This is a genomic window from Ruminococcus sp. 8Y-12, from assembly GCF_058119865.1.
Genome location: NZ_CM176623.1, coordinates 3,694,494 through 3,718,391 on the forward strand (window position 1 = coordinate 3,694,494; position 23,898 = coordinate 3,718,391).

The window sequence follows — 23,898 nt, forward strand, 5'->3', positions numbered from 1 at the left end:
ATATTATTGTTACAAAAATGAAAGGCAGGTCTGACTTCACTCGCAGTCATACCTGCCTTTCTTGTTTCTCTGGAAGATCTGTTTATCTGTTCTTTAAAAACTCATCAATGCCCTTTGCCGCTGCTTTTCCTGCGCCCATAGCCAAGATAACCGTAGCTGCTCCGGTCACTGCATCGCCGCCGGCATATACGCCGTCCTTTGAGGTCTGTCCTGTCTCCTCATCTGCAATGATACATTTTCTCTTGTTAATATCCAATCCAATGGTTGTGGAAGAGATCAGCGGATTCGGCGAAGTACCAAGGGACATGATCACCGTATCCAGCTCCAGCTCAAACTCCGAGCCCGGGATCTCCACAGGACGTCTTCTTCCTGAAGCATCCGGCTCGCCCAGTTCCATGCGAATACATCTCATGCCCTTCACAGCATCGTTCTCATCCACCAGTATCTCTACCGGATTTGTCAACAGGTCAAAGATGACGCCTTCCTCTTTTGCATGGTGAACTTCCTCAACTCTGGCCGGAAGCTCTGCTTCGCTTCTTCTGTATACAATATGTACCTCTGCACCCAGGCGCAGGGCTGTTCTCGCCGCATCCATAGCCACGTTTCCGCCGCCTACCACGGCTACTTTTTTGCCTTTTGCAATAGGTGTGTCGTACTCTTCCTTGAATGCTTTCATCAGGTTGTTTCTGGTCAGATATTCATTAGCGGAGAACACGCCGTTGGCATTCTCTCCCGGAATCCCCATAAACATGGGAAGGCCGGCGCCAGAACCGATAAAAACGGCCTCAAATCCCTCTTCCTTCATCAGCTCATCAATTGTGGTGGATTTGCCTATGATCACATTGGTCTCCAGCTTGACACCCAGAGACTTCACGTTTTCTACCTCCGCTGCCACTACCTTTTCCTTTGGCAGACGGAACTCAGGGATGCCGTACACTAAAACACCGCCCGGCTCGTGCAGAGCCTCAAAGATCGTAACATCGTATCCCATCTTTGCCAGGTCACCGGCACAAGTGAGTCCTGCAGGACCTGATCCGATCACAGCTACCTTATGTCCGTTTGCAGATGCCGGTGCAGGCGGCTTGATTCCATTCTCTCTTGCCCAGTCCGCCACAAAGCGCTCCAGCTTTCCAATGGAAACTGGCTCGCCCTTGATACCGCGGATACATTTCCCTTCACACTGGCTCTCCTGAGGACAGACACGTCCGCAGATCGCCGGAAGGGCACTGGCCTCTGAGATAACTTTATAGGCCTCCTCAATGTTTCCCTCCTTCACCTCGTGGATAAAGGCAGGAATATTGATTGATACAGGACAGCCCTGAATACATTTTGCATTTTTGCAGTTAATGCAGCGAACTGCCTCCTCCATCGCCTCTTCTTTGTTGTATCCCAAACATACTTCCTCAAAATTGGCCGCTCTTACTTTCGGAGCCTGCTCTCTTACAGGAACTTTCTTTAATACGTCAGCCATTACTCGTCACCTCCACAATTTCCGCATCCTCCGTGATGGGTATCACCTTCACGAACCTTCAGAAGGGCTCTGCCTTCCTCCGTCTTATACATCTGCTGTCTCTTCATCGCCTCATCAAAGTTAATCAGGTGTCCGTCAAACTCCGGTCCATCCACACAGGCGAACTTCACTTCACCTCCTACGGTCAGCCGGCAAGCGCCGCACATACCGGTTCCATCCACCATGATTGGGTTCATGCTGACAATTGTGGGGATATTCAGCTTCTTTGTAGTCAGGCAGGTAAATTTCATCATAATCATGGGTCCGATCGCAATGCAGACATCATAGGATTTGCCTTCCTTGGTCACCAGATCCTCCACAACCTTGGTCACCATCCCGCTTCTGCCGTAAGATCCATCATCTGTGGTTATGTACAGGTTGCCTGCCACAGCCTCCATCTCTTTCTCCAGGATAAGCAGTTCCTTAGTCTTTGCCCCTACAATCACATCTGCATCTATTCCATGCTCATGCAGCCACTTTACCTGAGGGTAAACAGGAGCTGTCCCTACACCGCCTGCCACGAAAAGAATCTTTTTCTTCTTGACTTCCTCAAAATCATCGGTACACAGTTCCGACGGTTTCCCCAAGGGTCCAACGAAATCCCGGAAGGAATCTCCTGCCTTTAACTTTGCAAACCTCTCAGTGGAGGCTCCGATAATCTGGAATACAATCGTAATGGTTCCGGCTTCTCTGTCATAATCACAGATCGTCAAAGGAATTCTCTCGCCTCTTTCATCTTCTTTGGCAATGATAAACTGCCCCGGCAGACAATGTTTTGCTATTCTGGGTGCTTCTACATCCATTAAGTAGATTGGCCCGGAAAGCTGTTCCGCTTTTTTAATCTTGTACATGTCTTTCCTCCTGTTTTGCGTATAGTGCATAAAACACAAAATATTTGCATAATGTGCTATTTTATTTGCATTTAAGTATAAAACAAAATGTCCTAAATTTCAATAGAATTTCGGAAATAATGCTTTTATCACCGGGAAGCTTTGACCTTTACCGCTTCGCTGTAACTGCCATACACCTTTTTTCCCTTTGAAACTTTATACGCTCTTATCCGGTAAGTATATGTTTTTCCTTTTTTTACTTTCCTGTCAATGAAGCTTTTCTTGGAGGCCTTTAAAATGCTGACTGTTTTCCAGCCTCCACCTGCTTTTCTGCTCACAGTGTAGCCGCTTACTCCGGAAATTTTCTTCCAGGTCAGCGTAATCTTTCCTTTTTTGCCTGTTGCCTTCAAGCCCGCCGGCACCTGCGGAACTGCCTTTTCCTTCACCTGGCCTGCCTTGCTATAGATGGTTTTTCCGCTGACTCTTCGGAAAGCGCGGACCCGGAAAACATACGACCTTCCAAGCTTTGTCTTGTTATAATTGTAGGATGTGGTGCTGTTTTTCCCGATGGTCTTTACAGCCTTCCACTTTCCTGAGATTTTCAGCTGTACCTGATACCCTTCTGCCTCCGGAACCTGTATCCAACTCAGCCTGATTGTCTTATCTTTCACCGTGGCAGCACTGACCTTTACTGTCGAAGCTTCTACAATTTTACCGGGATCTTTCGTTTCCTGTCCTGCCGCCGCTATCGTAAGCGTACCGTCAGTAATGCTGCCCACCATATAGTTGGCATCACTCACAGATGCGTTCCTGATTTTTAGAGTGTACGTTCCTGATTTCTTGGATGCCTGCATATTCACCGCTTCTATGGATGCGGTTGCTCCGACGGATGCTTTGCTGGCACCGTTCACCAAATTCGACACCTCAAAGTCGTAAGTGCCGGGAAGCGCCTCCTCATATTTTACAGAGACATTGACGGCTTTAAAATGCAGCGGACGCCTATTGATGGTCAATACCCCGGGATTCACCTCTACCGCATAATTAAGTGCCCCTGATTCCCCCTGAATCAACACATCTCCCGCTGGTGTCCTCTGATCCGCACTACAATTCAGCCGAAGGGCGAGATCCGCCACACTGTCTCCTTCCACCAGTTCGTTTTCGGGAACCTCCATCTCAAACACAGGATTTGCATCCCCGTATGTCTTTGAGGCATTTTTTACCTTAACTACGATTTGCTTTGCTTCAACTGCCACCGCGGTTTCACCGGCGGTCATTTCATAGTTTTCCTGGTCAGAGGGAGTAAACCGGAACGCAAAGATCGTTTTCCCGCTGTCCGCTACAGTTGGACGGTACTCTGCCGTGAGCCATGAGGCCTCCCCGGGCACCTGAATTCCATCAACCTGACAAACCGCTGTCAGCCCTGACTCAGCCAGAGAATCCCCATAAGTGATTGCACCTGGATTTACTTCCGCCACTTGGGGCACTGCTTTTTTCACTGTCAGAGGAATATCTTCACGACTTGCGCGGTAATCGCTTTCCTCGTGGGGAGTAAAGATGGCCGCATAGGTCTTCTTATTCACTGTGGGAATTTCATCCGGTTCATCCCATGTCCATCTCCCTCCTTCTACCTCCGGGATATTTATCTCTCCCAGAGCCTTGTTTGGGTTATATATAATCTCATCCATATCAGGTAGGGGAGGAGCTGTAACCTCTCTGATGGTGAGGTTGCCTGAAACCATTTTTCCCGCCTTATAATTTTCATTCGCGATCACTGCCCGTTCAATCTCCAGGGTATAGATGCCGCTGGGATTCCCCACGGGTATGTCTTTGGGGGTGATGAAAAGCTTTGCCCCCAATGTCTGCTCATCATCCCAGTATGCTAAATTTGTCACTTCATAGGCATAACTCTCCGGCAGTCCTTCCCCGAAACGAATGCTGGTATCCAAAACCTTAAAATCTGCCTCTCTCCGGTTCACAATCAATTCTCCAGGCATAACGGTCACGTCATAATTTACCGCTCCGGATACTCCCGAAATATCCGCACTGCCCACAGGTGTTCTCTCATCCGCCCCGCAGAAAAGCTGTATTTCCAAATCATCTGCTGTGTCATTTCCCACAAGTATCCCCTGGGGGATGGACTCCAGTTCGAACGAGGGATTCTCATCCCCGTAAATTTTTTCCGCGTCTTTTGCGCGAACTGTGACAGGTTTTTTTTCTACAACCAAGGATACCTTCCCGGCAGCTGTATTGTAGTTGATCTGATCCTCTGGAATAAACTGATAGTCATAGACTGTCTTTTCACTGTCACTGACCTCAGGGCAGGTCTCACCGGATATCCATGACAGGGTTCCTCTGACGGATACTCCGTCTACCGATGCGTTCCCCTGAAGAACTGCCTCCAGCAGCCTCTGTCCGTACATTATGGACGAGGACGAAACGCCTGAAATCCGTGGAGTAGCTTTGTTTACCTTCAGAGGAATGTCGGTATGAAATACCCCATAGGGGCTGCTTTCATCCTCTGGTGTGAAGGTTGCAGGATACGAATCCTGATCTGCCCTGGGAATCGTATTCGGTGAGTCCCAGGCCCAAATGCCGCCCTCCACAGAGGGAAGACTCACATCCCCCAGGGTCCTAGCCGGGCTGTAGGTGATTTCACTCAGCGTAGGAATATCAGGAGGCAGGTTATCGGTAAATGCCTTTATCATAGCATTGCCGTAAGTGCTTCCCTGAGAGGTCGCAGAACTCATATCACTGTAAGTATTATTCGAATACACCCAATAGCTCTCACCTGGGTTGCAGACTGCCTTCTGGGTGGTCTTTCCGGAGTGGTCCGCTCCGATCTCCACAGGATAATAATACTTCCCCTCACTGTCCCTGATAGTTTCCACCACAGAAAATTTATCCCCTTTATCCAGATGTCTGGGAGTATCCAGTTCAATCGTATGATATCCGCTGTAGGTAAACTTTTTTGAAACCGTTGCCACCAGTTCCCCACCGTTTTCTGGAAGGGGGCCTTTCGCGTCAGACGGCAGCTTGTAAATCTTTACCGTAACAGTTGTCTCCGGCGCTGATGTAATTGCAGAGACTGCTCTCAGGGCTTCAGCAGTATTTGCCGTAAAGACATTGGCAATCGAAATTTCGCCGCCAGGCATATACTGAATCGCGCTTGCCAGTCCCAGATAATCATACTGGTAGTTATTGTCATAGTTGTCCGACGGTTCCCCCTGATAGCTTGTGACCTGACTGATGGTTCTGTCATAGTAGGAAAGCCAGAAATAACCGCTGTTATCCACACCCCAATATCCGGTTCCCCAGCTGTTTTTCACCAGCCAGGCACCGTCCCCTTCCGGTCTGCGGTCCTGGCGGAAATTAGCCCTGGAGTAGGTGTCATCCCATCCCACAATGGTCACGGAATGATTTGGCGTGGTACTCTGATTTAACACATCCACATACTGACACCAATTGGTGTAGTTAAAATAATCCCCGTTTCCCTGCACACCCTGCATGGACTGGTCCGCATAGTAGGAGATGGCCACTGCCCCATTGTTCATAAGCGCATTCTTCATAGCCTTCTCCGCTTCTTTGTCATATGTATATTCCTCTTCACTGATCTTTGTAGTGGGACTGGGCATAAAATCCGCATTCTGCAGGTGTATGGCTGACAAATTTCTTTTGCTGTCGTCCACAGCCCAGTTTCCTTCTTTCCCTGTACCGCCTTCCGCATTGTGGTAAGGGATATCCTTTTCATCCGCGCCGCCCTGCCAGGTTGACAGGAGTGTTACTGCCTGTGGCATGTTGCCTCCTGCCTCAAGGCGTTCGGAACCCACTCCCATGCTCACGCCCTCACCCACCTGTGCCGCTCCGGCCGCGCTGCCCTCCAGGCTCTTGGCACTCTGGGGCTCATAGTTAAACCACCCCAGCTGGAGCTCGGAGAAATCAGGTGTGTTCGATTCCACGTTTCCACTTGCCCCCTCATTTTTAAGCTGGCAGCTCTCCAGGGAAGCTATGGTCGCAAACGCCCAGCAGGTTCCCCACACTCCCTGGTTCTTCACGGTAGTGGTCTGTCCCAGTTCCCTCAAGTCATACTTCTCCGGATAGACAGCCCTGCTGTATCTCTTTGTCTTAGGAGCCCGGTAGGCCTCCGCAAAGACGGTGGGGGCCAATGCCCCGGCTGCGTGATTCTCCACATCATCCACTGAGATTGTCTTTAGCTCCTGCACCGACGTATTTCCTTCCGGTGCCGCCAGAACGTACATCGCTGAGCCTATAACGGCAATCACTGCTGATGCTCCCAGTACGGCAAATCTTTTTCTGATCTCTCTTAATCTCATAACTTTTCTTAAACCTTTCTAAAAATGTGATGCCTCAGGTTCCTGTCCAACATAGTAGCTTAATCATATATGAAACTCACATATTTTACAAGAAACGAAACGGGTTTACAGACACTTTAAGCTAATTGTACAAATTTTTTGAGTGATACTTCAAAAAAACCGGAACCCCTTTACAGGGATTCCGGTGCCTCGCACCAAGAACGCCGTAGCGTTCCTGGTTTCTATACATGCTCTTCTAAATATTGTTCAAACTCCTCCGCGGACATCAGTACCTTTCTGGGCTTGGTTCCCTCCTCAGGTCCCACTACCCCGGCGTCTGAGAGCTGGTCCATGATCCTGGCCGCGCGGTTGAAGCCGATTTTGAATACTCTCTGGAGCATTCCAATGGACGCTTTGTCCTTTTCAATAATAAACTTTCCTGCTTCCGCAAAGTACCGGTCCACCTCACTGCCTGACCCGCCCGGTTCAACAACCTGCTGTACCTTGCTGATCTGCTCTTCGATCTCCTGGCTGTACCCCTCGTGCATATTTTTTTGTGTCAGGAATTCAACCACAGCTGCCACTTCACTGTCGGACACAAACGCTCCCTGCACTCTGGCAGGTTTTTGATACCCCTGGGGATAAAACAGCATATCGCCTTTGCCCAGCAGCTTTTCCGCCCCGTTCATATCAATGATGGTTCTGGAGTCCACTCCAGAGGATACGGAAAAGGCAATTCTGGAGGGCATATTTGCCTTGATCAGACCTGTAATGACATTGACAGAAGGTCTCTGGGTGGCAATAATCAAATGTATCCCGGCGGCTCTGGCCAGCTGAGCCAGACGGCAGATGGAGTCCTCCACCTCCCCCGGGGCAACCATCATCAGATCCGCAAGCTCGTCCACAATGATCACGATCTGAGGCAGCTTTTCAGGCTTGTTTTCATCTATGATATCATCCAGGGTCTCCACCTTGGCATTGTATCCCTTCAAATCCCGTACATTCAGATCCGCAAATTTTTTATAGCGGTCTGTCATCTCCGCAACGCCCCAGTTCAGCGCACCCGCCGCCTTTTTCGGATCTGTCACCACAGGGATAAAGAGATGCGGAATCCCATTGTACACACTCAGCTCCACCACCTTTGGGTCAATCATAATCAACTTTACATCCTCCGGATCCGCCTTGTAAAGGATGCTCATGATTATGGTATTGATACACACAGACTTTCCCGATCCCGTTGCGCCTGCGATGAGCAGATGGGGCATCTTTGCAATATCCGTAACCACCACCTTGCCTGCGATATCCTTTCCCGCTGCAAAGGCCAGATTAGATGAATGTTCCTTAAACTCCCTGGATTCCAGGAGCTCCCTAAGCATAACTGCGCTGTTTTCTTTGTTGGGCACCTCAATACCCACAGCCGCCTTACCGGGAATAGGGGCCTCGATACGGATATCCGCTGCCGCCAGATTCAGCTTAATATCGTCTGAGAGACTTACAATGCGGCTCACCTTTACCCCCTGTTTGGGCGTCAGTTCATATCTGGTGACGGAGGGCCCGCAGCTTACATTTGTAACGCTTACCTCCACCCCAAAATTGTGAAGCGTCTGCTGCAGCTTTACCGCTGTCTCCGTCAGTTCGCGGTCTGTGCTTCCGGATTTACCCCGCTTTGGCTTTTTCAGTAGGTTCATGGGAGGAAACACATACTCGGGCTTTCTGCTCTGCGCTGCCTGTTCAATCTCCATTGCAACAGCCAGCATCTCTTTCTCCTGGTCTTTTGGGGATGATTTCGGATTTTTCACACTCTTTTCATCCAACGGCTGTGCAGATTCTACCTCTGATACAGTTGTCTCATGGTTTAAGGGCTCGTTAGTAAAATGTCCGTCTGCAGCGTCCGGTATCTCATATCCTGATGCCTCTGTGGCAGGATTTTCCACGGAAAAGATTTCCTCCATCCCGCCCCTCTGTATAGTAAACTCCGCTTTCTCTAAAGAGTCTGCGCTAAGCCCTGGAACCACCTCGTGGATCTCCATTGCTGCCGCTGCTTCTGGCCCCACTAGAGTATTCAGACTCACACCACTGACCCGCTTTTCCATACGCGGTTCATCCGGCAGAATAGACATATTTTCCCGTTCCGCCTTCAGCCGTTCCCTCTCTTCCTCCAAACGCTTCTGCCGTAAAAGCTCTCGCTTCTCACGGCGGATCTGTGCCTTCTCTCTGCGAAGATCCACATCCTTCCTCGCAGTCTGGTAAACTTTTTTTCCGCCCTTTTGCATACCCGCAAACAGGGATCTCTCAGTGATCAACACAAAGCAGATAATGGTCAGCACCACCAGAACAACATACGCCCCCGCCACTCCCAGGGCCGCAGCAAGCGGCTTACTCACCAGACCCCCGATAAATCCGCCGCCCGTCTTGTATCCAGAGCTTAAGGTATAGAAATCCGCAAACTTTCTGCTGCCGTCATATCCATTTATCAGCAGCTCCGCCAGTGCGCAAAGCCATACCCACAGTAAAAAAACTGCACTGGTCTTAACCCATGCAATTTTATTTCCCCGGTTGGATACCACAAATGCGATTGTCAAAAAAAGTGCAAATGGAAGGATATAGGTCAGAAAACCAAATATTCCAAAGAAAAAAGAACTAATGGCATTGCCTATAAAACCGCCAATGCCAAAATTACTAATCAATATTATCACCGAAAATGCCAGGACCACCCATAATAAAATTTCATCCCAAACAGTAATTCCCTGCGCATTCTTCGCCACCGCAGCAGTATGTTTTCCCGGTGACGAAGGACGCTTTTTACCGGAGGCTGTTTTCTTTGCAGGCTGCCGTTTTATCCCCGTGTCATGTTTCCCCTTTGTGCCTGTTGCCATCAATCCATCTCCCCTAAATTACAAAATGCGCAATGATTGCAATAGCCCCTAAGGCAAAGCAATAGATTGCAAATCCCTTAAATTTTTTCTTTCTGACCACGATCAGCATGGTCTTGATACAGACATATCCTACCAGGCCGGCAATGACTGCGCCAACTACACAGCACAATACCAACTGGCCGTTTATAGGTTCACTTGCCACATCCTTCAGTTCCAGCACAGCCGCCCCCATGATGGCAGGTATGGACATAATAAAGGAATATTTCACCGCAAACCGTCTGTCAAAGCCGCTGAGCAGACAGGCTGCAATGGTCGTACCGGAGCGTGAAAGTCCCGGCAATGTGGAAAGCCCCTGAGCGATGCCAATGAAAAAGCCATTGCTGTAGCTGATGTCCTTTGGTATCTTTCGTCCATCTTCTGAAATATCCGCCACAATCAGCAGAACACCCGTCAGCAGCAGACAGACGCCAGGAACGATCAGGGTTGCGCTGGCAGCCTCAACCAATCCCTTTGCCGCATATCCAATGATACCGGTTGGTATGGTCGAAACGATCACCAACACCACGAATTTGCGGTAATTGTTATGTATAATCCTCCTGTACCGCAGAGCTTCGTCATCCTTCTTGTTCCGTATGAAAATCTTTATATTGGAGACGATATCCACACAGATGAGAATGGCCTCACGGATCATCCTCCAGATATCCTTTCTGTAGACCACAAACACTGCCGCTAAAGTTCCGACATGCAGCATGATGTCAAACAACATGCCGCCGTCGGTATTGACGTTGAAAATATTTTGAACAATCGCCAAGTGACCTGAACTGCTCACTGGCAGAAACTCTGTAATTCCCTGAATAATTCCAAGTAAAATCGCCTGTAGTATTGTCATGTGCTTCCTCCTGCACGTCTTTATAATTCCGTAAAATGGCATACTACACACAGGTCCAGACCGCAAACCCTTCTGGCTTCCCGTAACTCATGGCGCGGCAAACGCACCCCACAAGGTATACCTGCCGACATTATATCATATTTACTTAAGATATACAAATCATTTCATGCACTTTATCCAGGGCTTCTTTTATGCCCCCCACACTGTCGATGAGTCCCTCCTCCACTGCCTGCTTTCCTACAAGTATGGTACCCAGATCTTTTGTGAGAATTCCGGTATCCAGCATCAGCTCCTCCAGCCTCTCCTGGGTGGCACGGCAATGTGAGGACATGAAGCCCAAAATCCGGTCTTGCATCTGCTTAAAATAGTCAAAGGTCTGGGGAGCACCTATCACTGTCCCGTTCATGCGCACAGGGTGTATCACCATGGTTCCTGTAGGCACAATAAAAGAATAGTCTGTAGAGACGGCTATCGGTCCTCCGATGGAATGGCTGCCCCCCAGAACCAATGATACGGTGGGCTTGCTCAAGGACGCTATCATCTCCGCTATGGCGAGTCCGGCCTCCACATCCCCTCCCACTGTATTAAGCAGTACCAGAAGGCCCTGTATCTCCTTGCTGTCCTCAATGGCGGCCAGCTGCGGGAGCACATGTTCGTATTTTGTAGTTTTCGCATTGGAGGAAAGGCACTCATGCCCTTCGATCTCTCCGATGACAGAGAGCAAATGGATCTTGTGGTCCAAAACAATCTGTCCAAACTCCTTTATATCTTCCCCTTCTTTTTCCAGCCCTGGCTTTTCTGGATTTTCTGTTTTTTCTTTATCTGACATAGCACTCTTCCTTTCATGATTTGGAGATAGTATGTCCTAAATTCTTTTTTTTATTGACGCCAAAGCGAAAAACCGAGGCTTTACTCTGTATATTTATACACAAAAGAACTGCTGTTTGTCTCCACAGCAGTCCTTCTGACTCATCCTAAAAATTTAACTGCAATCAGGCCGTCGTCCTCATCGGCTCAATAAAATAAGCCTTCTGAAGATCTCTTACCATCTTAATATATAACTCCTTGCACTTCTCATTTTCTCCGTTTTCAATCATACGGATGCAGGGGCTTAAATACGCCTCCCAGATTCCTTCATATATCTCTTTACGATTCTTTTTCCGATTGATATGCTTCACTATAGTGGGCGCCAGGTTATAGTACTCCTGAACTATATTCTCCCCATCTTCCTGACTCATAAGGTAAGTATCCCGATACTCACGCAGCACGGTAAGTTCATAGCAGTTATCCGGCTTTTTAAAGGTCTCACAGACTGCTGTGGTTATGTAGCAGAATTTGCGTTTAAACCCTTTATTGATATTGTCAAAGGTGGAGGCCTGTACATTCGTTTTTGGAAATTTCTCCTTCCAGGCCTTTAAAATGTGGTCCTTTAAATCTTCTGTGGATTCCCCATGGTACTCCAAAACTGCCGGAAGTATATAGACAGCCAGACAGACATTAAAATCCAGAAGCTGAGCTTCTCTCTTATTCTTTTTCCCGATCTTATTTAATCTTTCCTCTGCTGCTCCCGCCAAAGCCTGGGCCATGTTTTCCAAAAACTGCTCTTTGTCCAACACAGTCTTGTACCCGTTCTCTATGGCTTCCAACACCACCAAATTTTTTTCATAGTATTTTTTGAAAGCCGGCCCATATTGGTCACGCTTAAAGCTTGCCATGGGTTGGTCAATCTCCAGCAGCATTTTGGGCATGCCTTCAATTGCAACTGTATAAAAATTCATTCCCGTTTCTCCTCTTTACTGCATTTTATTTCGATCCATATTTCACAGACCGCTTTGACCTATAGTTATTGTCAAATCTATTATTCCGAGTAATAGTTTAACATCCCTCTGCAGAAATTTCAAGGGCAAGAGCAATTTGTATATTCGTTGCATACCAGATATCCTTATGCCAGGCTATTTTTTCAAAAAAGCGCTCTATCCGCTCCCACTCCCCGGGAATGTCAAATTCATAGGAATGTCCCCACAGACAGAAAAGAATCGGAGAATCTGTCTCTTTTGGCCGGCAGTTTAAAAACTGTTCTCCCAATTCTTCCATTCTTTCCTCTCTGTGCCTGCAGGTGGGATGCCATTTCAGAAAATTCACCGGCAAATCAAATCTCCCTGTACTCTGTGTTGTACGGGCATACACCATGGGGCTGTGCTCAAACAGTTGTATCACCCCTTCATCATATGCCCCGAAGGGGTATGCAAATCCCTGCACCTTATATCCGGCAATACTCTCAAGCTTCTTTTGGTCACCTAAAATCTCTTCCAACTGTTCACTGTGCGAAATTGAAGTCAGGTCCAGGTGGTGTGACGAGTGCGCTGCGATCTCGTGTCCCTCGTATATCTGCCTTATCCTATCCCTTTTAAACCTGTTCTGCTCCACCGTGGTTCCACGGCACAGCAGAGTGCTTTTCTGCCCCATGAGTCCTGAATTGAGGTTAAAGGTACCTTTCAGGCCATATTTATTCAGCAATTCAATCAGCCGGGCATCCTGCACTACTCCATCGTCGTAGCTCAGTGTAAAGGCTTTTTTACGCCCACCCGGAAATACTCTGTCTCTCCCCATCTACTGCTCAATCTTTTCTATGAGTATACTTGGAATTGTTATGGTTGATTTCATGGTGGAGGTATAACTGTACAGGCCTGCTGACAATCCCATCACGGTGATTTTGTCATTCTCTAATACTCTGGAAGAAACAATATCACTGTCATAGCTTCCGATAATAACCTGGTCATAGTCTGAATTAACAGCCAGCCTGATGGTTGTCTCACCATCGCTCTCCAGAACCTGAATCACTTTTCCGCTGAACTTCACCTTTTTTGCCATGTAGTCGTCTGGTGTTCTGGCAAGCTGTTCATATGTAATTCCTGTGTCATATCCCGCCGCTTCCTCGGCCTCCTTTGCGGCCTGAGCTTCTGCTGCAGCCTCCGCTGCTGCCTGTGCTTCCGACTCCTCCTTCTCTTTTCTGGCCTGTTCTGCCTCCGCCTTTTTTCTTTCCGCTTCCGCGGTCTTTGCCTCCGCTTCCGCTTTTGACAGCTTAGCATAGGGCTTCATCTCTTCCTTGTAGGTATCATATTCCTCCTGAATCTGTGCCTTCTCAGCTTCAAGAGCCGCTCTCGCCTGTTCTGCCTTTTCCTTTTCATCAGAGATTTGCTGCTTTTCCTCCTCAAGAGTTTTCAAACTGCTCTCCAATTCTGCATTTTCACTATTCGCCGCTTCCGCCTGCTGCATGACGGCATCGTAGTCCTCCTGGGAAATGCCCGATGAACATCCTGTCAATAAGAGTGCTGCACACAATCCCATTACCATTTTTCTCCTCATAACTCTACCTCCAAGTTCTTTTGTTTTTTTCTGTTTTTCTTTAGAATTTATGTATTTTCTACACATTTATAAGGCAATTATAACATTTTATTGTGCATTTGTCACTTACTTTCTTCCATTGGTATATCGTTTTTGTTGTCTTTGCTTCGTCTTTCAACATTTTCATCTATGTCCTGTATTAAACAAAAGGCTCCCTGCCTTGTTTACAAAAAACAGACAGGAAGCCTTTCCTTCTATAAAATTATTCTATACTTTATTCTCTTACTCATCCCAGTTATGATAAACTGCCTGCACATCGTCATCCTCGTCCAGAAGATCCAGGGTTCTCTGCAGATTCTTCAGAGCCGTCTCATCCGTAAGCTCCACGTAGGTCTGAGGTATCATGGTCACCTCCGCTTCTGCCATCTCGATTCCTGCTTTCTCCAGAGCCTCCCGCACCACGGAAAAGTCGTCCGGATCAGTAATGATCTCGTAGCTGTCCTCCTCCTCAGAAAAATCCTCGGCGCCCGCATCCAGTGCCAGCATCATCAAATCATCCGCATTCATGCTGCAGTTTTCCTTGTCAATGATGATCTGCCCTTTTTTGTCAAACATATAGGATACACAGCCAGGAGTTCCGATGCTGCCATTTCCCTTTGTAAATGCGCTCCTCACATTTGCTGCTGTTCGGTTTTTATTGTCTGTAAGGGCATCGACGATAATCGCTATCCCGTTAGGTCCATACCCTTCATAGGATACATACTCATAATTTACGGAGTTGGCATCGCCTGCCGCCTTTTTGATCCCCCTGTCAATGGTGTCGTTGGGCATATTGTTGGCCTTTGCCTTTGCGATTACATCTCTAAGCCTGCTGTTGTTATTGGGGTCTGCTCCCCCATCCTTTACCGCCACTGCAATCTCTCTTCCGATGATGGTAAAGATCTTTCCCTTGGCTGCATCGTTTTTTTCTTTTTTGTGTTTAATGTTTGCAAACTTTGAATGTCCTGACATGATATTACTCCTTTTCTGTTTGTATTCTTTCTTTGGGTATTTTCTCCACCCGCACTCTCTCAATGGTTTTATTTGCCACACTCATGATCTGAAAACGGTATCCCAGATCCTCAATCACCGAATGTTCATCCTCTGAAGGAATTTTATCCAATTTTGAAATCAGGTAACCGTTCAGTGTCTCAATGTCCTCCTCCAGATTAAAAGCTATCCCCAGGATATCTTCCAGTTCCTCCAGGGGAGCCATTCCATCGATCAGATAACTTCCATCCGGCTGTTCCTCCGCAAAATTCTCATCCTCATCATACTCATCCTGAATATTTCCCACAATCTCCTCGAGTATATCCTCAAGGGCGATCAGGCCGGCTGTCTGCCCATACTCATCTGCCACCATAACCATCTGCAGCTTTTTTGACTGCATACTCTGAAAGAGCAGATTGATTTTTCTGGTCTCAGGGATGAATATGGCTGGCCGGATCAGCTCCGGAATGTCCTTAATCAGCCAGTCATCATACTGCTTTGCAGTATGGCATCGCATGGCATCCTTCAGATGGATGATACCCGTGATATTGTCAATATTCTCCTCGTAAACAGGAAAACGGGAATTTGTGGCGTCCAGCATAAACTGAAGCGCCTCTTGCAGATTCAGCATTCCATTGACAGCCACAATGTTCTTTCGGTGTGTCATGATATCCTGTGCTTCTTTATCGCCGAATTCGAAAATATTATTTATCATTTCCGCTTCATTGGCCTCCAGCACACCCTGTTCATGGCCTTCATTTACCATGGAGATGATCTCTTCCTCCGTCACATCATCCTGCACCAGTCCCGCATTGATGCCAAACATCCGGGCAAGCAGATGTACAATTCCCCGCTCCAACACCGTGAAGGGAAGGCAGACCGCTGCTACCCCGCGGACGATCCATACCAGCCTGAAGACTGTTCCCATTGGGAAATGAGATCCCAGTATTCTGGGCAGGTGAATACCAAAGACACACAGCAGCAGAACCGCTGTGAGCACGGAGACCACGGCCACCGCTATATGTAAGCCTGCGCTCCATGCGCCTGCGATCCTCACTACAATCATAAAACCTGTCAGTACCCCCAACAGGTTTTCTACCACGTGAATCGTGTTGATTAATATTCCGGGTTCCTCTTTTAATTTCAGTATCTTTTCTGTCCGGTCCCTGCCTCCTCCTCGCTGTTCTAAATCGCTCTCACTGATTCCCTGTACGGCAGCGCCGAAAGCGTGCAGAATCGCATCCACAGCGATAAACACGATAAACAAAATGAGTCCTGTTACTATCTGACTCCCACCATCATCCATTTGTATTAAAGCTCCTTTTTATCACGGGTAAATACATATCACTAGAAAATATATCATCTTCCCCTGGATTAGTCAAGAAACACGTTACTGTTCACTGTAACAGAAACATTCCGCTATGTAGCCAATTCCAGGCTTACTTTCAGCGCTTGGTCCACCCGTGAAAGAATTTCAGCATCTAAATGGCATACCCTGTCTTTCAGCCTTTTCTTGTCAATGGTTCTCAGCTGTTCCAGCAGAATCACAGAATCCTTAATAATATCATAGTGCGCCGCATCAATCTCCACATGGGTGGGCAGTTTTGCCTTATTCATCTTGGACGTGATTGCCGCACATATTACGGTTGGGCTATGCCTGTTGCCTATATCATTCTGTATTATCAAAACCGGACGCACACCGCCCTGTTCTGAGCCGATCACCGGCCTTAAATCTGCATAGAAAATATCGCCTCGCTTAATAATCACACATCTCACACTCCGATTCCTATGTTTTTTGTAACTGTGAAGGTCTGAACAGTTACCGCTTTCTTTCTAATTCTCAGTATTTCCATATTCTTCTTGTGTATGCGCTTTTGTGCTCTTATTTTGACGATATTATTCATTCAAACATTCTCTGGCCTCTACCGCCTTCCCCTCCCGGTAATAAACCCGTGGGACTCTTTTTCCAATATCACAAACAAACTCATAGGGGAAACGTCCGGATATTCTGCCCAGTTCCTCCACTGACAGAGTGCTGTCCCCTGATTCTCCCATCAACACTACTTCGTCTAACTCCTGCGCCTCCGGAATTCCGGTCACATCTACCATAAAATGATCCATACAGACACGTCCCAGGATGGGAGCCTTTTTTCCATGAATCAACACCCAGCCTCTGCCGGACAGGCTTCTGGGATATCCATCCCCATACCCCACCGGAATGGTTGCGATCCGGGTGTCCCTGGTGGTCACGTAGGTTCCTCCATAGCTTACAGGGATTCCTCTGGCCACTTCCTTTATAAATATGATATGACTTTTCAGAGACATGGCGGGCTTTAATATCACCTTATTCCTGGACACTTCCTCTGATGGATAGATTCCATAGCAGGTAATCCCCGCCCGCACCATATCCATGTTCGCCTCCGGCATATCCAGGATTCCGGCGCTGTTGGAGCAGTGCTTTATGGGAATCTCAATCCCAACCTTCTGCAGCATATTTAAAAAGCGGATGTAGCGCAGCACCTGGGATCTGGCGTGGTTTTTATCCAACTCATCCGCCTTTGAGAAGTGGGTAAACATCCCTTCAATCTCAAGTCCGGGAAGCTGGCTGATTTTATAAATGGTCCGAACACTTTCCTTTGTGTCCGAAAAACCGATACGCGTCATTCCTGTGTCCACACCCAGATGTATCGGAAGCTTTCTGCCCGCACGCACGGCTGCCTCGGACATCTTTACCGCCATATCCATCTTAAAGACAACCGGCCGGATCTCCTTGGAAACCAGGGTGTCGTAATCCTCCTCAAACACATAGCCCAGAATGAGCAGAGGCTTGCGTATGCCCTTTTCCTTCAGGCTTACTGCCTCCTCCACGGTTGCCACTGCATATCCCCAGACATAGTCATAGTCCTCCAGCAGCCTGGCAATGGGCAGTGCTCCGTGTCCATATCCGTCTGTCTTGATCACTGCCGCAATCTTTGTATCAGACCGGATGTTTGACCTCATTGCCTCAAAATTCCAGGCAATTGCATCCAGGTCAATCTCTGCGCATATCCTGTTAAATTTTTTCATCGTCTTCTCCTCCCCGCGCCGCTTTCCTGTAACTTTGCGCAGGCTCTGTACTTATCTAATATTTCCGGCAATGCGCAGGCGATATCACCAGCCAACATCCCTCTGGCTCCCATCCTGCTCTCTGCCAGCTCTCCAGCCTTTCCGTGCAGATAAACAGCGGACTTTGCGGCCAAAAACGGTTCCATCCCCTGTGCCAGCAGTCCGGTCAGAAGCCCGGTCAGCACATCCCCGGAACCTCCTGTGGCCATCCCACTGCACCCCGTCTGGTTGATGCACACTTCCCTTCCGTCAGAGATTACGGTTCTGGCATCCTTGAGTACGCAGATCACACCGTTCTCCCGGGCAAAGCTTCTACAGGTCCCGATCAGGTCCCCTGTAATCTCCTGCTTGGTTCGTCCCGTCAGCCTGCACATCTCCCCCACATGTGGCGTCACGATAACCTGGCAGCTGCGCTTTTGTAAAAGTTCCTTTTCCCTGGCCAAAAGATTCAGGGCATCCGCATCCATAACCACCGGAACGCGGCTCTCGCGCAGTAATAACTCTAGAATCTCTCTCTTTTCTCCTGACATTCCGATTCCGGGTCCTATTCCCACCGCTGTGGGCCAGCTGCGCATCCCGTCCAGATCCGGCTGAAAGTTCATCGGATCATATGTACTCAGAAGAGCTTCCGGCAGAGCCACCTGCACGGCTGTCCGGTTGCATTCTTCCGTCATTACGCGTACAAGACCTGTCCCTGCCCTGTACGCTGCCCGGGCAGCTAAAATAGCTGCACCGCACATATTTTTCTGTCCCGCAACCAACAGGGCTTTCCCGTAGGTCCCCTTGTTGGAGTACGCCTGCCTGACAGGCAGCACGCCCATATCTTCCTCTGTCAGGCTATAGGTCAGTGGAACGTCCCGGCCAAAACCGTGCGCTGTAATCCCAATATCCCTCACGCACAGTCTGCCGCACATCTGTGATCCGGGATAGAGCGCCTGCCCTATTTTCTGATAGGCAAAGGTCACGGTCTCATCTGCTCTCACAGCCGTCCCCATCACTTTTCCTGTATCCGCCGAAACTCCGGAGGGAATGTCCACTGCGACAACCCGGGCGCCTGAGGCATTGATCTGCTGTATCAGACATGCGTACTCCCCCTTGATCTCCCTGGAAAGCCCTACTCCAAAGACGGCATCTACTATACAAGTATATTCATGCATATCCGTTTTCTTGAAAATATTCATCCCATAATTTTCGCAGATTTTCTTTTGAATCTTGGTTTCTTCTGTAAGAGATTCCTCTTTTCCGGCAAATACTACGGCAGTGTCTATGTTTTTCAAATACAGCAGCCTGGCGATGGCAAACCCGTCCCCACCGTTATTTCCGGAACCACAGACTACAAGGACCCTGTTCAGGTCAAAGCTGCCGTTGCACAGCTCCTCCACTACCGTAAGCGCAGCCCGCTCCATCAACACCAGGGATTCCACCCCATATTTCTTTATTGTTCCCTGATCACATCTTTTCATCTCTTCTGCATTTACCAGATATTCCAATTTATTCACCCTCTCTTCCAGATACTACAAAAAGAGTCTCTCTTCCTGCTGCACGTCACGGTCACCCTGCCCGGCAACGCAAAACAACGTATCAAAATGTCCATCCATTCTGATACGTGTGCTGCTTCTTACTTATTCAGTTTCTTTTCATGCTCTCTCTGATAGCGGTTTATATTGTAGGACAACTGCATCAGGCTTTCCGAGAGATGCACATTTTCTACAATCACGTCCTCCGGCAGCCGCAAATCCGTATGGGCAAAGTTCCAGATAGCCTTCACCCCATTTTCCACCAGAAGCTCGGCCATCTGGGCCGCATTGTTTCTGGGAAGGGTGAGTGCTGCGATCTGTATGTTGTGTTCCTTTACAAACTGGGGAATCTCATCCGTCATACGGATCTCTATTCCCCTCACGGTCACCCCCTGCAGCCTGGGATTTACATCAAAGATCCCTTTGATCCAAAATCCTCTTTTTTCAAACTTTACATAATTGGCCAGGGCCTGTCCCAGGTTCCCTGCACCCACGATTATCATATGGTAGGTCTTATCCAGGCCCAGTATTTTTCCTATTTCATTGTATAGAAACTTCACATTATAGCCATAGCCCTGCTGCCCAAATCCTCCAAAGTTGTTTAAATCCTGCCTTATCTGCGAAGCGGTCACCTGCATACGCTCGCTCAGTTCACCAGATGAAATCCTCTCTACGCCACTTTCCAGCAAATCGCCCAAATACCGGTAATAACGTGGTAGTCGTTTGACGACGGCTCTGGATATTTCCTTTTCTACCACTAGAATCACCCTCTCATTTCATACTTCGCAACAGGTCAGTCAAGCAGCCCTGTTACTGCATAAATCCATTTAATTCGCCTGCGGCGGGATATATGCACTCTTGAATTATGTTCTTACGATATGCGCAGTGAATGCACACACCTGCCTGACCTGTTACCATACTTTACAGGTCACTGCTTCTATTATAAGGAAATGTTAAAATCTTGTCAATCAATTATAACTGGATTGTTACAAATATATCATAAATTGCTCTGATTGCAGTCTCAAAATCCTCGTTTCTCACTCCAATGATAATATTCAGCTCACTGGACCCCTGGTCAATCATTTTCACATTAATGTTGGCATGTGCCAATGCGGAGAAGATACGTCCAGCGGTTCCCCTGGTTGCCCTCATACCCCGGCCTACCACAGCGATCAGCGCAAGATCCGATTCCAAATCTATAAAGTCGGGTTCCACAGCCCTGTGAATACCGGCCAGCACCTTCTGCTCCTTTTCCTCAAACTCGGACTGATGCACAAAGATTGTCATTGTGTCAATTCCGGAAGGCATATGCTCAAAGGAGATGCCGTTCTCCTCAAACACCTGGAGCACTTTTCTGCCGAATCCAACTTCTGCGTTCATCATATCCTTTTCAATATTGATTGCCGCAAATCCCTTTTTGCCCGCGATACCGGTAATCGTATACTTGGGCCTCCTGCAGGTGCTCTCCACAATGAGCGTTCCCTTATCTTCCGGGGCATTGGTGTTGCGGATATTGATGGGGATTCCCTCCTTGCGGACAGGGAAAATGGCATCTTCGTGGAGAACCGTTGCGCCCATGTAGGAAAGCTCTCTCAGTTCCCGATAGGTAATGGTCTCAATCACTTCGGGATTTTTGATAATCCGGGGGTCTGTCACCAGGAACCCTGACACATCTGTCCAGTTTTCATATATATCCGCCTTGATTGCCTTTGCCACAATGGACCCTGTCACGTCAGAGCCGCCCCTTGAAAAGGTCTTTACCCTTCCGTCCGCATCTGAACCATAAAATCCGGGAATCACCGCTGCCTTCACCTGCTCCAGGCGCTCGGACAATGTCTTGTCTGTCCTTTGTGCGTTAAAATTGCCTTCCCCGTCAAAGAATATTACCTCTGCGGCATCTACAAACTCGTAGCCCAGATAATTTGCCATAATAATACCATTTAAGAATTCTCCTCTGGAGGCCGCATAGTCTCTTCCCGCTTTCCCGGAAAAAGCATCGCGGATTACCTGAAACTCCTCCTCCAGAGAGAGTGTAAGCCCAAGTCCCTCTATAATCTCATAATAGCGCTTTTTGATTTTCTCCAGCTTGCTTTCAAAGGCTTCCCCATTTTCCGCGGCTGCATAGCAGTCATAGAGCATATCCGTCACCTTTGTATCCCCGTCAAAACGCTTTCCCGGGGCTGAGGGTATCACATACCTTCTCGCCTCATCAGATCGGATGATTTCCCCCACTTTCTGAAACTGCTGCGCGCTTGCCAGTGAGCTGCCTCCAAACTTCACTACTTTCTTCATTTCTTCATATCCTCCTGCTTACCTTCTCTTCTTAAATGATAATCGAATCATAAAAATCCTTTTTTTCCAGAATATCTCTATATTATCCCAAAAACCAGCATTCGTCCAGCACTTTTTGAGAAAAAAACTGGTGTATCCGGTGTCTATGTGCTAAAATACTGGAAGAAAAGTCACCCCTGTCAGAACTGAGGGAATAAACACAAAGGATGGAGCATCATGATATTAGCATGTCAAAATATAAATAAGTCTTTTGGAACAAACGATATTTTAAAAAATGTTTCTTTTCATATTGAAGAGCGGGAAAAAACTGCTGTTGTAGGGATCAACGGTGCCGGTAAGTCCACTCTTTTGAAAATCATAATGCAACAGCTGCCGTCAGACTCCGGTGAGGTCATCATAGCAAAGGGCAAGTCTATAGGATACCTGGCCCAGCATGAAGCCGTATCCTCACAAAATACTATCTATGATGAGCTTTTGGAGGTAAAGCAGGATGTCATTTCTCTGGAAAAGCGCATTCGCACCATTGAGCAGGAGATGAAATCACTCCATGGCGGGGAGCTTGCTTTGCTTCTGGAAACCTATAACCGGCTAAATACGGAATTTGAGCAAAAAAACGGCTACTCCTATCAGAGCGAGATCACAGGTGTCTTAAAGGGCCTTGGCTTTGAGGAGGATGAGTTTACAAAAAAAGTGGAAACCCTCTCCGGCGGACAGAAGACACGCGTTGCTCTGGGCAAGCTGCTGCTCTCCAAGCCGGATATTATTCTTTTAGATGAGCCCACCAACCATCTGGATATGAACTCCATTGCCTGGCTGGAGACTTATCTTCTGAACTATTCCGGTGCAGTTATAATTGTGGCGCATGACCGGTACTTTTTAAACAAGGTAGTGACTAAGGTGGTAGAGCTCGACAACGGCAAATGCACTACCTTTCTTGGAAACTACACTTCCTATGCACAGAAAAAAGCCCAGCTGCGGGAAACAGCCCTGAAAGCCTGGATGAACCAGCAGCAGGAAATCAAACACCAGCGTGAGGTAATCGAGAAATTAAAATCCTTTAACCGGGAAAAATCCATCCGCAGGGCTGAGAGCCGCGAAAAGATGCTAGACAAAGTAGATCTTCTGGAAAAGCCTGCAGAGGACAATTCACAGATCCGCATTCACCTGGAGCCCCGCATCATGAGCGGAAACGATGTGCTCACCGTAGAAGGATTGTGCAAATCCTTTGACAGCCACACTCTTTTTTCGGATTTAAACTTTGAGATTAAACGTGGGGAACGGGTAGCTATTATAGGAAACAACGGAACCGGAAAGACCACTATACTCAAGATCATCAATGGTGTAATAGACGCAGACGCAGGGTCGTTCACCCTGGGCAGCAAAGTCAGGATCGGCTACTATGATCAGGAGCACCATGTGCTGCATATGGAGAAAACTCTCTTTGAAGAGATTTCCGACGACTATCCCACCCTCACAAACACAGTAATCCGCAATATGCTGGCTGCATTTCTCTTTACCGGGGATGATGTCTTTAAAAAGATCCGTGACTTAAGCGGCGGTGAGCGGGGCCGTGTGTCTCTAGCCAAGCTGATGCTGTCCGAGGCCAATTTTATCATCCTGGATGAGCCCACCAATCATCTGGACATCACTTCAAAGGAGATTTTGGAGAATGCGCTGAACCGATACACGGGGACCGTCCTTTATGTATCCCACGACCGCTACTTTATCAACCAGACAGCCACCAGAATCATGGATTTGACAGGGAACACGCTTGTCAATTATATTGGAAATTACGACTATTACATGGAAAAGAAAGATGAACTGACAAGAATCTATGCACCGGGACAGTCTGCTTCCCGGTCAGAGGGGGCGAGCGAGGTCAAACTGAACTGGCAGCAGCAGAAAGAAGAGCTGGCCAGAGAGCGCAAACGGCAGAATGATTTAAAAAAGACAGAGGATAAAATTCACCTTTTGGAAACCCGCGACAGAGAAATCGATGAACTTTTGACGCAGGAGGAGGTATTCTCAGATGTGGCAAAATGCCTTGAACTGAACAATGAGAAGGAAGAAATTGCCGCAGAGCTGGAAGAACTCTACGAAGTATGGGAAGAGCTGGCAGACGAATAGGTTCCGAAATGACCGGGTAATTTTTCAAAAGTGACCAGGTAATTTCCGGAAATTACCTGGTCATTTTG

The 23,898-nt window shown here is 48.0% G+C and carries 17 protein-coding genes; 1 reads left to right on the forward strand and 16 read right to left on the reverse strand.

The features are described 5' to 3' along the window. Positions 1–82: 82 nt before the first annotated feature. The 16 genes from gltA to AC0THY_RS14735 form a co-directional block, all read right to left on the reverse strand. Entirely contained in the window at positions 83–1,471 is a 1,389-nt protein-coding gene (gene gltA, locus AC0THY_RS14660; protein ID WP_489991345.1) for an NADPH-dependent glutamate synthase, read from the reverse strand. Beyond that, complete coding sequence (locus AC0THY_RS14665) at positions 1,471–2,361, reverse strand: sulfide/dihydroorotate dehydrogenase-like FAD/NAD-binding protein (RefSeq protein ID WP_489991346.1); 891 nt, start codon at positions 2,359–2,361, stop codon at positions 1,471–1,473. Before AC0THY_RS14665 ends, gltA begins: the two co-directional genes overlap by 1 nt. A gap of 128 nt (positions 2,362–2,489) precedes the next feature. Then, the gene (locus tag AC0THY_RS14670) at positions 2,490–6,671 is read right to left on the reverse strand and encodes a lectin like domain-containing protein (protein ID WP_489991347.1); all 4,182 of its coding nucleotides are present in this window, start codon (positions 6,669–6,671) and stop codon (positions 2,490–2,492) included. 221 nt (positions 6,672–6,892) lie between these two features. Then, positions 6,893–9,526, reverse strand: a complete 2,634-nt coding sequence (locus AC0THY_RS14675; RefSeq protein WP_489991348.1) for a DNA translocase FtsK — start codon at positions 9,524–9,526, stop codon at positions 6,893–6,895. A 13-nt stretch (positions 9,527–9,539) separates the two neighbouring features. After that, positions 9,540–10,415, reverse strand: a complete 876-nt coding sequence (locus AC0THY_RS14680; RefSeq protein WP_489991349.1) for an undecaprenyl-diphosphate phosphatase — start codon at positions 10,413–10,415, stop codon at positions 9,540–9,542. A gap of 145 nt (positions 10,416–10,560) precedes the next feature. Next, entirely contained in the window at positions 10,561–11,244 is a 684-nt protein-coding gene (locus AC0THY_RS14685) for a ClpP family protease (RefSeq protein ID WP_489991350.1), read from the reverse strand. 163 nt (positions 11,245–11,407) lie between these two features. Continuing rightward, positions 11,408–12,193 (reverse strand): CFI-box-CTERM domain-containing protein, encoded by a 786-nt coding sequence (locus tag AC0THY_RS14690; RefSeq protein WP_489991351.1) that lies wholly within the window; start codon positions 12,191–12,193, stop codon positions 11,408–11,410. 97 nt (positions 12,194–12,290) lie between these two features. Further along, entirely contained in the window at positions 12,291–13,025 is a 735-nt protein-coding gene (locus tag AC0THY_RS14695; RefSeq protein ID WP_489991352.1) for a polysaccharide deacetylase family protein, read from the reverse strand. Continuing rightward, positions 13,026–13,781 carry a hypothetical protein gene (locus AC0THY_RS14700; RefSeq protein ID WP_489991353.1) on the reverse strand — a complete coding sequence of 252 codons (756 nt, stop codon included), beginning with the start codon at positions 13,779–13,781 and terminating at the stop codon, positions 13,026–13,028. A gap of 261 nt (positions 13,782–14,042) precedes the next feature. Then, positions 14,043–14,771, reverse strand: a complete 729-nt coding sequence (locus tag AC0THY_RS14705; protein WP_489991354.1) for a YebC/PmpR family DNA-binding transcriptional regulator — start codon at positions 14,769–14,771, stop codon at positions 14,043–14,045. Between the two features lie 4 nt (positions 14,772–14,775). After that, entirely contained in the window at positions 14,776–16,095 is a 1,320-nt protein-coding gene (locus AC0THY_RS14710) for a hemolysin family protein (protein ID WP_489991355.1), read from the reverse strand. 113 nt (positions 16,096–16,208) lie between these two features. Continuing rightward, on the reverse strand, positions 16,209–16,556 hold the full coding sequence (locus AC0THY_RS14715) for a type II toxin-antitoxin system PemK/MazF family toxin (protein WP_489991356.1): 348 nt from the start codon (positions 16,554–16,556) through the stop codon (positions 16,209–16,211). 129 nt (positions 16,557–16,685) lie between these two features. Then, a complete protein-coding gene (gene alr, locus AC0THY_RS14720) occupies positions 16,686–17,855 on the reverse strand; it encodes an alanine racemase (protein ID WP_489991357.1) in 1,170 nt (389 codons plus the stop codon). Then, positions 17,852–19,393 carry an NAD(P)H-hydrate dehydratase gene (locus AC0THY_RS14725; protein WP_489991358.1) on the reverse strand — a complete coding sequence of 514 codons (1,542 nt, stop codon included), beginning with the start codon at positions 19,391–19,393 and terminating at the stop codon, positions 17,852–17,854. The genes alr and AC0THY_RS14725 overlap by 4 nt, the downstream gene beginning before the upstream one ends. Positions 19,394–19,512: 119 nt before the next feature. Continuing rightward, a complete protein-coding gene (locus tag AC0THY_RS14730) occupies positions 19,513–20,169 on the reverse strand; it encodes a redox-sensing transcriptional repressor Rex (RefSeq protein WP_489991359.1) in 657 nt (218 codons plus the stop codon). 214 nt (positions 20,170–20,383) lie between these two features. Continuing rightward, complete coding sequence (locus tag AC0THY_RS14735; RefSeq protein WP_489991360.1) at positions 20,384–21,703, reverse strand: aspartate kinase; 1,320 nt, start codon at positions 21,701–21,703, stop codon at positions 20,384–20,386. 216 nt (positions 21,704–21,919) lie between these two features. On the opposite strand from AC0THY_RS14735, the gene abc-f reads away from it, so the two are divergent. After that, a complete protein-coding gene (gene abc-f / locus AC0THY_RS14740; protein WP_489991361.1) occupies positions 21,920–23,830 on the forward strand; it encodes a ribosomal protection-like ABC-F family protein in 1,911 nt (636 codons plus the stop codon). Positions 23,831–23,898 lie beyond the last annotated feature (68 nt).